The organism is Bacillus sp. FSL M7-0791 (genome assembly GCF_038627085.1).
GTDB lineage: Bacteria > Bacillota > Bacilli > Bacillales > Bacillaceae > Bacillus > Bacillus safensis.
Genome location: NZ_CP152022.1, coordinates 615,862 through 629,682, shown reverse-complemented (window position 1 = coordinate 629,682; position 13,821 = coordinate 615,862). Strand labels below are relative to the sequence as shown.

The 13,821-nt window shown below is 36.4% G+C and carries 11 protein-coding genes, 1 pseudogene and 1 other annotated feature; of the genes and pseudogenes, 9 read left to right on the top strand and 3 right to left on the bottom strand.

Going from position 1 to position 13,821, the window contains the following annotated elements; genetic code table 11:
- The first annotated feature begins 133 nt into the window (after positions 1–133).
- From MHI08_RS03130 to MHI08_RS03110, 5 genes are all read left to right on the top strand, one after another.
- Entirely contained in the window at positions 134–700 is a 567-nt protein-coding gene (locus MHI08_RS03130; RefSeq protein ID WP_125587205.1) for a GNAT family N-acetyltransferase, read from the top strand.
- A gap of 749 nt (positions 701–1,449) precedes the next feature.
- The gene (locus MHI08_RS03125) at positions 1,450–2,379 is read left to right on the top strand and encodes a S8 family serine peptidase (RefSeq protein ID WP_024424495.1); all 930 of its coding nucleotides are present in this window, start codon (positions 1,450–1,452) and stop codon (positions 2,377–2,379) included.
- 1 nt (position 2,380) lies between these two features.
- A complete protein-coding gene (locus MHI08_RS03120; protein WP_125587204.1) occupies positions 2,381–3,229 on the top strand; it encodes an SAR2788 family putative toxin in 849 nt (282 codons plus the stop codon).
- Complete coding sequence (locus MHI08_RS03115; protein WP_024424493.1) at positions 3,205–3,675, top strand: hypothetical protein; 471 nt, start codon at positions 3,205–3,207, stop codon at positions 3,673–3,675. The genes MHI08_RS03120 and MHI08_RS03115 overlap by 25 nt, the downstream gene beginning before the upstream one ends.
- 72 nt (positions 3,676–3,747) lie before the next feature.
- Positions 3,748–3,957, top strand: coding sequence for a hypothetical protein (locus MHI08_RS03110; protein WP_024424492.1), 210 nt, complete (start codon positions 3,748–3,750; stop codon positions 3,955–3,957).
- 809 nt (positions 3,958–4,766) lie between these two features.
- On the opposite strand, the pseudogene MHI08_RS03105 reads toward MHI08_RS03110, so the two are convergent.
- Positions 4,767–4,952: pseudogene (locus MHI08_RS03105) on the bottom strand (GMP synthase (glutamine-hydrolyzing)); the annotation flags it as partial.
- 113 nt (positions 4,953–5,065) lie between these two features.
- Between MHI08_RS03105 and MHI08_RS03100 the strand changes: the two are divergent.
- The 4 genes from MHI08_RS03100 to MHI08_RS03085 all read left to right on the top strand — a co-directional run bounded on the left by MHI08_RS03100 (position 5,066) and on the right by MHI08_RS03085 (position 9,807).
- Entirely contained in the window at positions 5,066–5,953 is an 888-nt protein-coding gene (locus MHI08_RS03100; protein ID WP_120208711.1) for an AraC family transcriptional regulator, read from the top strand.
- A 219-nt stretch (positions 5,954–6,172) separates the two neighbouring features.
- Positions 6,173–6,437 (top strand) — a binding site (T-box leader).
- Between the two features lie 57 nt (positions 6,438–6,494).
- Entirely contained in the window at positions 6,495–8,156 is a 1,662-nt protein-coding gene (locus MHI08_RS03095) for a 2-isopropylmalate synthase (protein ID WP_342499985.1), read from the top strand.
- On the top strand, positions 8,157–9,212 hold the full coding sequence (locus MHI08_RS03090; protein WP_342499984.1) for an AraC family transcriptional regulator: 1,056 nt from the start codon (positions 8,157–8,159) through the stop codon (positions 9,210–9,212). It abuts the gene before it with no gap.
- 109 nt (positions 9,213–9,321) lie between these two features.
- Positions 9,322–9,807, top strand: a complete 486-nt coding sequence (locus tag MHI08_RS03085; RefSeq protein WP_342499983.1) for a YbaK/EbsC family protein — start codon at positions 9,322–9,324, stop codon at positions 9,805–9,807.
- 79 nt (positions 9,808–9,886) lie between these two features.
- Here MHI08_RS03085 and guaA read toward each other — a convergent pair whose 3' ends face one another.
- Together guaA and MHI08_RS03075 are read right to left on the bottom strand one after the other, a co-directional pair.
- Entirely contained in the window at positions 9,887–11,428 is a 1,542-nt protein-coding gene (guaA, locus tag MHI08_RS03080; protein WP_024424487.1) for a glutamine-hydrolyzing GMP synthase, read from the bottom strand.
- A 186-nt stretch (positions 11,429–11,614) separates the two neighbouring features.
- Entirely contained in the window at positions 11,615–13,819 is a 2,205-nt protein-coding gene (locus MHI08_RS03075; RefSeq protein ID WP_342499982.1) for a transglutaminaseTgpA domain-containing protein, read from the bottom strand.
- Between the last annotated feature and the right edge of the window lie 2 nt (positions 13,820–13,821).

Sequence of the window (13,821 nt, the reverse complement as noted above, 5' to 3'; positions counted from 1 at the left end):
TCCTCTTTTGCTTTTAATCGAATTCTGTTTGTGAATTATCCCCGCAATCACATTCTCACATATTATACCAAAGCATTACACAAAATCGACCAGTACAGGTATAATTTAAATAAAATTGCACGAGGAGAAAAATATGTATAGACATAAACTGATATTCCCGCAATCATTTCCAACCATACATACCGAAAGACTAATCTTAAAACAAGCAACAATCGAAGACGCTGAGGATATGCACATCTACTTATCCAATGAAACCGTGTGCCGCTACATGGGCATTGATGCTCATGAAACGATTGAAGACACAAAAGGAGAAATCAAGTGGTATCACGACATCTTCAAAGAACAATCAGGCATCCGCTGGGGCATTTCTCTAAAAGATGATCCTGCGATCATCGGCAGCTGCGGCTTTCTCAACCTAGAAAAACAGCACTGCCGCACGGAAATCGGCTATGAATTACACCACGATCATTGGAGAAAAGGCATCATGAGCGAAGCAATTGCTGCGGTGTTACGATATGGGTTTCAGGAAATGTATCTGAATCGGATTGAAGCGATTATTGATCCAGCAAATACGTCCTCTGTTCAATTATTGGAGAATGTTGATTTTGTTCGAGAGGGTTTATTAAGGGAGTATGATCTTGGTCAGAATGGGTTTGATGATGTGTTTATTTATTCGATTTTGAAGAGGGATTTCAAATAAACTGAATGATTTTTAAACAGAAGCGTTAAAGTGAATGAATTAAAATTGCACAATTACCCAGTAAGAAACCTCTAGTCAAGTTTATGACTAGAGTTTCTTTGCATGGTAACCCTTCTAATTTACTTACAATTCCAGCAATATTCAACACCCTTTCTATAATTATAGTATCAGTAATAGTAAAAATTTTTGAACAAAATGCAGATCCACACTTAAGTAATTACACTATTTCACTTACTTTTCTTTTCTAAGTACAAGATTCAAATAAAAATAGCCTATTCTTTAATCTGTTTTAGTTGGAATAATTCATATTCCAAAAAAAGAACTTTTGTCCATTTGCAATTTCACTGATTAATTTAGATTTTTCATTTTCAAAATCTATTTTAGTGACATTATTTTTACGTTTACTTGTTTCGCTTTCAATTTTGGAGAACGTTGGACATGTGGAGTTGGAGTGAGGTTACAACAAGTAATGAATAAACTCATTGTGTTATCAGGTCATAGTTGGCAGTGGCAAAACATTTTTAATCAAAAAAATCATAGATAATTATTAAGTAAACGAGTCAAGAAGAAGAACTGGCATATTTACAGTAGTACACGCATGGGAAATTTTAAATATATAAGGATATATTACCTTAAATAACATTTACATCAAAATAAATATAGGTTAATATATTCTTGTATTTCATAAAAAGGGAAGGGAGGTATATTCTGTATTAATTCTAAATACTGCATGTGAGAAGGAAGCTTGAATGAAAAAGTCAAAAGCCTTATTACTATTTGTTTCGTGCCTAGTGATTCTTGCAATTGTATTATGTTGGGGACTATCTGGCGATGTTTCTGAGGATAATAGTAAATCATACAAGACAGAGAAGGAAAAAGACCTGCTATGGGGATATAAAGTTATAGGTCATGAAAAACCTAATAATCATAAGAATTATGTCAAAATTGCTATCCTTGATAGCGGTATTAATAAGTCACATAAAGAGTTTAAAGATTTAACTTTTTATGAGTACAATGCTATTAAACCAAAAAAATCTATCGAAGATGATTATGGTCATGGTACAGCAATTGCCGGAATAATCGCTGCAACTGGTGAAGAAATAAAAGGTATTTCACAGAATCCCATTATTTATGATGTCAAGGTACTAAATAAAAATGGCAAAGGAAAAGTTGAAGATGTTGTCAAAGGGATTAAATGGTGTATTGAGCAAAAGGTAGACATAATTAATATAAGTTTCGGATTTGGAAAAGACTACGATGAATTACGAAATGTTATAAAAATTGCTTTAGATAACAATATAACAATTACAGCTGCTTCTGGAAATACATTAGGTCTAACTGTTGAATACCCTGCAAAATATGAAGGCGTCTTATCGATATCCTCACTTAACGAAAAACTAAAAATTGATCCAATTTCAGCAAAAGGAAAAATTGACTTTTCTGCGCCTGGAGTAAATATTAAAACAACTGATATACACGGAGGATATACAAAGGTAAAAGGTACATCCTTTGCAACTGCGTTTGCAACAGGTGCTATAGGCTGTTTGTATTCTAAAAAATACAAATCTAAAGAGAATGTTCATCAAACACTCAAGAAAAATACAGTTGATCTTGGAAAGCTAGGTTATGACAGAGAGTATGGCAATGGGATGATTATTTGTAACAAGGGAGAGAATTAGATTGAAAAAGGTTTTAATAAAAATTCTTGTGTTAACATTGTTTTTGTGTGGAGTTGTTCCTGAATTTGCAAGTGCAAAATCAGGCGAAATTAATTCTGATGCTTTAAGAATAGAAGAGAATGCTAGTAAAGAATATGAAGTGAATGTTGAAAAAGAATTGGGGATAGAGCTAGAACAAGATATGTTAATGGAAGTTAAGGAAAGCCTAGATGAAGTTAATATATCTACTCAGCTTGAAGCTGAGAGTATGAATGTCCAAACTGACATGAAAATTAATCATGAGACAGGTGAAATCACAGTTGATGGTATTACAGAGTTAGAAAATGGGGAAAAAGAAACTAACAAATTCAACGTGTTAATTGAAGAGATTGAAGGAAATGATTTTACAGCAACCTTTGTGGATGATGAAACAGGAAAAGAGTATAAAGTTAGCACCATAGAAGCTCAGTCATCAATTGTTCCAGCAATAATAGTTGGAATTGTTTCTAGGTTTGGTATTCAATATGCTATTAAAAAATACGGAAAGAAGCTAATAATAAAAACTTTTAAAAAACAGGTAATTAAACAAGGTATAAAAAAAGTTTCTAAGTTTTCTGTTAGCAACAAACATCTTAGTAATGCAAAAGGTAGATACAGAAAATTTGATACCAAAAGCAAGAGCACAGTAAATAAATGGATAAAAGAAGCTTTACAATCTAAAAATGTTTCGTTTACTATAAACAATAATAAAAAACTATCCTTTGTCATCACTGCAAATCTGAAAAAGAAAATCGGAACAAAAGGTGAGACAAAAATAAAAATAGTTATAGGTTGGGATGGTAAAATATGGACAGCTTATCCAATCAAGTAGAATTTGATTATATGTTCACATCTGATGAGAAAGATATTCCAAAGAACATGAAGAAAGATCCATCAACAGCTCTAAGAGTAGAGGGAGAGTTTAAAATAGTTATAAATGGCGAAGTATATTTTGAAGAAAATATCGCCTTATTAGAATTTTATGCATCTTTGCACGACTGGATTAAAAAGATAAAGAAAAAAAACAAAGTTACAGAGTATAGATATTACACAATGGAGTATGAGGAAGACGACCCCATTATTTCAGTAATACCATTTGATAATAAGGCTCGACTCACCACTATTTGGGAAACTCAACAGTTATATAATGTATTCGATCTTAATTATATAATTGAACAAATGAAGGTATTACATGAAAACCTTGGACGTGACATTGAACAACATTATAAAATTTCACTAAAAAACTTTATTGGAAATATCCCATTAAGAAAATATTGAATAGAGAAAGGAACTCCTGGTTAGGGGTTCTTTTCAATGTTTTAGTAGGATGTTTTTAGAGGAGGTGTATTTTTGATTTTATATTTCTTAGCTGGTTTTATAGGAATCATAATAGCCACAATTATGCTAGGTATTGAAATCGAAGGATATACATTTTTGACAAGTTTTATTTTAAAGATGTTTGGGATGTCTATATTTGTAGGATCGATATGGCTAATAAATCAAAACAGAGAAGAATGCCCAAAAATAGCAATAAAAATGAAGAATGAAAGCTCATTGTAAAATTCGTCGTTACAAATATCTTTTATACCTATATCTCGAATTGCAAGCGGTCTTCCATCATTAATTACAAAAACCTTTATTTGATTTATTTTAGATAACTCATTAAAAGCATCATCTCTTGAACTGAAATTATGATAAAAATATCTCTTCCTTATTACTATTATCTATAAAAAAAGATTGTTCTATTAATCTTACATGGTAAATATCCCAAACTGTATTTAAAATGGGCTCAACAGTTTTTTTAGAGTACCCTCCAAATATTCTTATCAACACCACTTATATCGGACATTGAGCGTTCCATTAATGCAGTAGTAATATTATAATTGAATTGATTATTTTTAAAAAAATTTAGATAATCGAGAAATTCATTCTTCTGAATATTTTGTCTATAATCATTTAATAACCTGTTTAAATACGTCAAAATATTCAAATCAAAATGTACAACTTTACCAACTTTTATTTTCGGTAATCCCCTCCAATATAATTACTATCAAGAATCCACATTTTTGTATAGTCAGGAGAAATATTTTATAACCGTTAATTTCCCTATTTTTAAAACTTTCATTAATATTTGAATATTTTTATATGATCTGATTTATTAAAAAATTTTTCGAATATGATATTCTTTTCAATTGTATTATCTGCTTTAATTATGAGATCAATAATAATTTTAAGTTGTTCATTCATTGTATCCCCTTCACATCTGATTTTCCTTCAATATCCCTCAACCTACATTTATCTAATTAAATATTTTTTGCAGTTCTGCTGAAACTGTAATTAATCAAAGTGATAGCACCGATACCAATTGTTTAGTCGTATATTCTGGCGTCATCCATGGCACCTTTGTTGTGGATGTCTGGGAGAACCTCAAAATATTGTCAGATGTCTCACTCAAAGCCTAAGATGGAAATTTCTTCGAGTAGAATTAAATCTTATTCCCGGATGATTTCTAGATTTTCTTCAGAAACTCCACCCAGTACACAGATACTCAGTCCTACTGAACCTAGGACTAAAAGGTCCATTCTATAATTACAACACAGCACAAAAAGTCAAGTTTCCTAAAAAGCATTTCCGCTATACTAATCTCGTAAGGCAAGGAGGTGCTCGGTTGTCCTATCAAGAACATGAGAAAACGATTCAAGAAACATTGAATTATATTGAACAGCATCTGAAAGATGATTTACCGCTTCAAACTCTAGCGAAACACGCTGGTTATTCTAGGTTTCACTTTCACCGTATATTCAAGAAAGTGATTAAGAAGTCAGTTGTCGATTATATAAGGGAACGTCGGATGACCCAAGCGGCGAAGGATTTAATTCATACGGATCAACGGGCGATTGACATTGCATTGCAGTATCGATTTAGTTCACAGGAATCCTTCACTAGAGCCTTTAAGAAGATATATGATATGTCACCCGCACGTTATCGGAGATTACTAAGGAATGTCATTGATAAGGAGGAAACGAATATGGCTGCAAATAAGAACACACCTACTGGCTGGATTATGACGGGAGAAACACCATCTGATTATGAAACAGGTCTGGATGGCAGAATTGTACACAGTGGTACTACCTCAGCTTACCTGAAATCCAAGGATGAAAAAGCTCGAGGTTTCGCGACATTGATGCAGCAAATTAAGTCTGATCGTTACCGTGGAGAACGCCTTCAATTTTCTGCTTTTGTCAAAAGCGAAGATGTGAAAGGTTCAGCTGGTTTATGGATGAGGATTGACCATTCTTCAGGTGAAGTTCTTGCGTTTGACAACATGATGAACCGCCCCATTACAGGAACAAACGGCTGGAATCATTTTAGTGTAGTATTGGATGTTCCAGTCAAAAGTGAAGTCATTGCGTTTGGCATATTACTACATGGACAAGGTCACATTTGGATGGACGAACTTAGTTTTAAAATTGTAGATGAAAGTGTGCCAGTGACAGAACAAAATACTGTGGATCATTTAGAGGATGAACCAGTGAATTTAAATTTTGAAAGCTAGCAGACTGAATTTAAGAGGAGGTTCATTGCCATGAAAAAAATTGGTGCGATTTTATTGTTCGCTATGAATTCACTCACCTTTATTTGTGGCCTCGGAATTTTATTTGGTGAAGAGGATTAAAGATAAGCACCCATAGAACAAAAAAAATCAATTAAATAAGATATCCCTATCCCTATCTCTTTTTTGTAGACTTGGTATAATAGAAAAAATCAGAAAAATGAGAATGCGATGATAAGGAATAGTACTTGCCGAAATGTTTTCAGAAAGTTGCTGGCTGATGAGAAGCAATAACAAAAAAGCAGGGAACTCACCTTAGAGTAGCCTTAGTGAAATGAAAAGTATTGATGTAGTTAAGGTCGGCACCCCACCGTTATATGGGAAGGATATAAGATCAAACAATCTATATCCGAATAAGGGCATGATAATGTTTGTTTATCATGAAACAGGGGTGGTACCGCGTAAGAAGAAGTCTTTCGTCTCCAAGTTAAATCTTGGGGATGAAAGGCTTTTTTTATATTCTATTTTCTAGGAGGAATCGATGATGTTTAACCACAAAAAATACGAAAAGAAATACTTTTTGCCACCGAAGCTTACTTATGATTGGGTGAAGAAAGAAACATTAGAAAGTGCTCCGATATGGTGCAGTGTGGACTTGCGGGATGGTAATCAAGCATTACCTATTCCTATGAACTTAGAAGAAAAATTGGAAATGTTTCAGTTATTAGTAGAGATAGGTTTTAAAGAAATTGAGATCGCATTTCCAGCTGCTTCTGATACGGAGTTTAGGCTGTTACGGACACTGATTGATCATCATATGATTCCAGACGATGTCACAATTATGGTGATCACACAAGCGAGAGAGCATATTATCCGCCGAACCTTCGAAGCCATTAAGGGAGTACCGAAAGCGATTGTTCATTTATATAATTCGACTTCAGAAGCGCAGCGCAGACAAGTATTTAAGAAAACAAAAGATGAAATTAAACAAATTGCCATTGATGGAGCTATTTTAGTAAAAGAACTTGCCGAAAAAACAAATAGTGATATTTATTTTCAATATAGTCCAGAAAGCTTTCCAGGAACAGAAGTTGATTATGCGTTAGATATTTGTAATAGTGTTTTAGATATTTGGAAACCGACACCAACTCATAAAGCCATCATCAATATTCCGACAACAGTTGAATATTCAATGCCTCATATCTTTGCAAGTCAGATTGAGTATATACACAAAAATCTGTCTTACCGAGACAGTGTGACATTATCTGTTCATCCTCATAATGACCGCGGCTCTGGGGTGAGTGATGCAGAATTTGGTGTTCTAGCTGGCGCAGAAAGAGTCGAAGGTACATTATTTGGTATCGGTGAACGTACAGGGAACGTTGACTTGATTACCTTGGCGATGAATATGTATTCACAAGGTTATGATCCAAAATTGAATTTCAATAACCTAGAAGCGATTCGTAAAAAATATGAAAAACTAACAAGAATCACTGTTCCTGAGAGACAGCCATATTCTGGCGAGATGGTTTTCACCGCATTCTCTGGGTCACATCAAGATGCGATATCTAAAGGTATGAAATATAGAAAGGAAAATAATGTTGATAAATGGGACGTTCCTTATATCCCAGTAGATCCAGTTGACTTGGGAAGGAATTATCAAACAGATGTGATTCGAATCAACAGCCAGTCTGGAAAAGGCGGCATAGGCTATATACTAGAAACAAATTATGGCATTCAACTTCCATATAAAATGAATGAAGCCATGGGTTATGAAGCGAAGAAAGTATCTGATCAGACAAGTAGGGAATTGTCTGTCGAAGAAATATATCATGTTTTTAAAGAACAGTATGTTGATTATCACCCTCATTTCCAGCTGCTTGATTATCAATTTCATAAAGGAGAGAAGCAGGAAGTTACCTTAACTTTGCTGAGAGATGATCAACAAATTGAAATACAAGGAACTGGCACTGGAAGTTTAGATGCCATCAGTAATGCGTTAAAAGCATATTTTCATCTCGAGTATGTTTTGGAAGTCTATGAGCAGAATTCTTTGGGCAAGGATTCTCAAGCACAAGCCTGTGCACAGATTGGAATTTCATATCAAGGAAACATGCATTGGGGTGCTGGAATTGATAAAGATATTATAGAAGCAACAGTGAAAGCCCTGGTGGTTGCAGTAAATAAACTAGAGGTTTGGATGTAGATGGAAAAAGATAAACTTGAAAAACATGAAGTGATGCAATATTTAAGAGAATATAACGAGCAAGAAATCTTTTATCAACAATACCAACAGAAAAAGCATGACAATCAATCATTGCAATTATTTTTGAAGGATTATGATAAACACAATTTAATGCATAAGCAAATATATATAGAAGAATTTTTGCAAAAAGGGCAGAACGAATTTGAAAAGGAAGATACCATGTGGTTAGGTCAGGAGAAAGATATCGAAGTGAGAAAGTATAGCCGTTTTATGCCTCAATTGTCGGCTATCCATGATTTCTTTGAAATAATCTATGTTCTGGAAAATGAGATGTATGTAGAAGTGGAAGATAAAAAAATGACTTTGAAATCAGGAGATATTGCCTTTATTCCTCCTGACACCATACACAAGCCAATTGTAATGGAGAATACAATCGCTATGCAAATCATGATCCGTAAGAGTACTTTTCAAAGAGTGTTTTTTAAAATGTTAAAAGGAAACAATGTCATTTCAGAATTCTTTTTGAATGCATTGTATATAAAAGAAAATAAAAATATTCTTATTTTCCATAGTCACTTGGATAAACATTTGCTAGATTGCTCTCTTCAACTATTTACAGAAAATTATAATCGGTTCCCTAGTTACCAGTTGATTATGAATAATTTGTTTGAGATATTATTATGTCTCTTATTAAGATTCAAACCAAGTCATATGAACGTAAATCAGGTCAAACAATATCGTGATATACGTATTATTGATATGCTCCAATATATTCAGCAATGTTGTGAGCATATCACCATCCAGGAGATGGCAGAGAAATTTAACCTTTCACAGTCTTACCTGTCAAAATATATAGCTCGTAAGCTTGGCAAATCATTTAGTGAGATTCGACAAGAAATAAGATTGGAAAAAGGCTGCGAAATGCTCACTGGCAGCAATTCACAAGTAGATCATATTGCGGCAGCCGTTGGTTATCAAAATGTAGAGCATTTCATTCGTTTATTTAAGAGAAAGTATCACCTAACACCACATCAATATCGATTAAATAATAGATAATGATCATAATGACTCTATTGTATTAATACCTGGAGAGACTGTACTTTAAAAGTACAATTTTAAAAACGGGAAAATGTCAAATCAATACAAATAAAAAGGAGAAATCATCATGTCAATCAAACAAGTAAAAGATTATTTTAAACAATATGATATGGATACTCGAATTCAAGAGTTTTCAGTATCTAGTGCCACCGTAGACTTGGCTGCTTCTGCATTGGGCTGCGAACCTGAAAGAATCGCAAAAACACTCTCCTTTCTAGTAAATGGACAAGCTATTTTAGTTGTGACCTCTGGCGATGCAAAAGTTGATAACAAAAAATTCAAGGAATATTTTAAAACAAAAGCTAAAATGCTTTCTCCTCATGAGGTTGTTGACTTGGTCGGTCATGAAATTGGCGGAGTATGTCCTTTTGCTATAAAGAATGGCGTTTCTGTTTATTTAGATATTTCACTAAAACGTTTTGAGACAGTCTATCCAGCCTGCGGAAGCAGTAACAGTGCTATTGAACTCACAATAAAGCAATTAGAAAAATACTCCGGTTATTCACAATGGATTGATGTGTGTAAGGGATGGAATGATTCATTAACACATTAAAACGGAAGGAAAAAGTGCAGTTAAAAATAAAAAAGAGCTAGAAACCCTTGATACACAAAGGTTTTTAGCTCTTTTACATTTATTCCCATTCTATCGTAGCAGGCGGCTTACTCGTAATATCATACACCACGCGGTTAATATGCTTCACTTCATTGACGATACGAGTTGAGATCTTTTCAAGCACGTCCCAAGGGATTCTTGCCCAGTCACTCGTCATACCATCAATAGAAGTAACAGCACGGATACCGATTGTGTAGTCGTATGTTCTTGCGTCACCCATGACACCTACGCTGCGGATGTCTGGGAGAACCGTGAAGTATTGCCAGATGTCGCGCTCAAGGCCGAAATTGGCAATTTCTTCGCGTAGAATCGCATCCGATTCACGGACGATTTCTAGTTTTTCTTCAGAAATTTCACCTAGTACACGGATACCTAGTCCTGGACCTGGGAATGGCTGTCTCCAGACGATGTCATCAGGAATGCCTAGCTCTGAACCTAAAGCACGGACTTCATCTTTGAATAGCGTATTGAGTGGCTCAATCAATTCGAACTGCATGTCTTCTGGAAGACCGCCTACGTTGTGGTGAGATTTGATTGTTTGTGCCGTTGCTGTTCCGCTCTCAATGATGTCTGTGTAAAGTGTTCCTTGTGCTAAGTAGTCGATTCCTTTTAGCTTGTCCGCTTCGTCATCGAATACATAGATGAATTCGTTACCGATGATTTTACGTTTTTGCTCAGGATCAGACACACCTTTTAGCTTGTTTAAGAAACGATCTTTCGCATCTACTTTAATCACGTTCATGTTGAAACCTTCGCTAAATGTTTTCATAACCCCTTCTGCTTCGCCTTTGCGAAGAAGACCGTGGTCAACGAAAATACATGTCAGCTGATCGCCGATGGCTTTGTGGATCAATACCGCCACAACAGATGAATCCACACCGCCGCTTAGTGCGCACAATACTTGCTTGTCGCCTACTGTTTCACGGATTTTCTGCATTTCGATTTCAATGAAGTTCTCCATTGACCATTTGCCATCGCAATCACACACGCCGAAGACAAAGTTTTTCAATAGGTCATTTCCGTACTCAGAGTGACGAACCTCTGGATGGAATTGAACGCCATAGAAATTCTTCTCAGCTAAGCTCATGGCTGAGTTTGGACAATGTGCACTTGTTGCATCGACTGTAAAGCCTTCTGGTACTTCAACAACGAGGTCACCATGGCTCATCCAAACGACTTGATCAGTCGGAAGGTCTTTGAATAAAGCAGGTGTTCCGTTAATATGGATATCTGCTTTTCCATATTCACGCTGGCTGGCCGCTTCTACTTTCCCGCCTAAATAGTGAGTCATGAGCTGCATGCCGTAGCAAATGCCTAGAACCGGAATGTCTAGATCAAAGATCTTTTCATCACAGCGGAAAGATCCTTCATCATAAACACTGTTTGGTCCACCAGAAAGGATGATTCCTTTAGGTGCCATTTCTTTAATTTCTTCAGCAGTTAAAGTGTGCGGATGAAGCTCACTGTACACACCAAATTCACGAATACGGCGTGTGATCAGCTGATTGTACTGACTGCCGAAATCGAGAACCAAAATCATTTCATTTACTAAATTTGTCATGGTGTCACCTCTATGTCCAATATAGTTTTTTATAAACGCACAGAAAAAATGAGAGGAGAAAACCTGCTCTCAGTGTGAATCACGCTTTTGAAGCGCCCAGACTCACATCCGAACGCTTCAATTTCATGTATTTTAGAAGGTTTTAATATTCACCTATTCTAACAACAGGAAGGTACGCGGTCAAGACTATCTCCTGTTTATTAAATTTTCCCATAACTTTGCCGATTGCTGCCAAAGCGCCGAGGCATCCTCTCGCCGGTAGAGCGCACGTTCATAAAGCTGCGTCAGCTCTGACATATGATGATCTCCATTCTTCTCATCAATCAACGAAGCGAATTCTCTTAGCGTCATACCTGGCTTTTTCTCGATTCCTCTGCGCCCTAGCTGCTTTAATAGAGCTGCATACGCATAGAAGAATGCTTCATCCTCTGGCAGACGTTTCACCTTTCTTACAATAAAGAATGGCAGCCATCTTGTTCTGAATCGATAAAGCATCCAGCTGATGAAACCAAGCAGGACAATAGCTACTGCCGCATAACCTATAACCCAACCAACATGCACCATATTTGGCTTTGCCTGCGCTGTTTGTTCCTTTGGTTGTGCCGGCTGCTCTGTCTCCTGCTGCTTCGGCTGGTCTTGCTGCTGATCTTCACTTGCATCAGAACTAGACTGATCTTCTTCTTCTTTTTGATCATCCGTTTGATCGCTTGAAACAGCTTCATTCGTAAAAGTCTCTGGGTTTGTAAATCCTTTTGTCGGTTCAAAGGTGACCCAGCCTCTGTTTGGAAAATAAACCTCTACCCATGAATGCGCATTGTTATTGGTCACTTCATACACATTGTTTCCATCCATTTGTGTTTCATATAACTGGCCAGACGTATACCCTTTCACCCATCTCGCCGGAATCCCAATCGATCGAAGCATTACAATCATAGATGTTGAAAAATTATCACAATAGCCAATCATCGTATCAAATAAAAATTGATCCACATAATCTTCATTACGACCAGGCACAGCGACATTCTGCGTTTCATATGAAAACTTCGCAGATCCTAAATAATCCTCGATTGCTTTGGCTTTATCATACATATTGTCCTTCGTTTCCGTTAAGCTGTTTGCCAAAGTTTTCACACGCTCTGGAAGTGAAGATGGAAGCTGCAAGTATTCACGGCCAACCTGCTGATTCACCTGCTTCTTTGTCGGTACTTTGATTCTCTGCAAATCCTCCAGAATAAATGTAGGAGATAAAAAGCTGACTTGATAGTTCCCTAAATTTTTGGGTGGGTTTTGCATAGACGGGACAATTTTCTCCGTTTTGCCCATGATTTGCAGCGGAATGTTTTCCATTGGCGTCAGCATGATCGTTCCAATAGGATAAACAGCATGATTAAATCGATAATCCGATTCTATATCAATTCTTGTTTCATGCTCCTCTGTTTTCACTCGCTCAGTAAACCACCGATTCGGCACAGTGTCGTCCTTTAGCCGAGTAGGCTTCGTATCATTTGAAGCATCCTCCCAGCCCTTTCCTGTGTAAATACTTTTTGTTTCTACACGAAAGTATGATGGCTCCTTTCCGCTCCATTTAAAAACAGGTGTGCGGTCCTCACTAAACGGTCCGCCTAGCGCCGAATCATCTGCACTATATCCCACTTTATTCTGCCCGGCTGTCCCATCTTGATTCGTGACCGCCTTAAAAAACGGAACAGGATCGGGCCATTTCGGATCAGACTTTGGCAAAGAAGCACCCAGTGACGCTGATAGAAGGACAAGCGCCAGCATAGGCAAAAACCACTTTAGACGTGTTTTCTGTGACACCCGAACGCCCTCAGCTGAACGCAGTCGATCAAAATACAGCAACCCAAGCAAACAAAAGCCAAATACCATAATACGAACGATTGCAAAAGTCGCATCATATGGCGTAAACGTATCAAGAATCGTGACATACACAATCGTCATCAGTAAAAAGAAAAAGATACGCTGCTGATAGACCACCCAATAATGTAGCAAGTAGACAAGCAGCCACAGCAAAATATAAAACAACAATGTGCGGAAAGACGGGTACATATCACTCCACATGCCCATACTCATTAACGTGATATTATCCTTGATATCAGCAAACAAAGCAGCCGGATAACCTGGCGCTGATTGATAAAAGATCAAATATAAGGCGAGCAAAATCAGTCCAGCACAAATAGGAAACGTCACATACCACTTCAGACGAAAGAACGTAAACAAACACGTAAGCCCGATAAAAATGATGAAATAAGACGTATGGCTCGTCTCTGTAAAATCTTGAAGCGGACGAAGCCACTCCCATAGCAGCAGAAAAGCTACAGCATAATAGATGAACAATTCAAAACGGCTTTGCCGCAGATGCGAATGCAGCATAA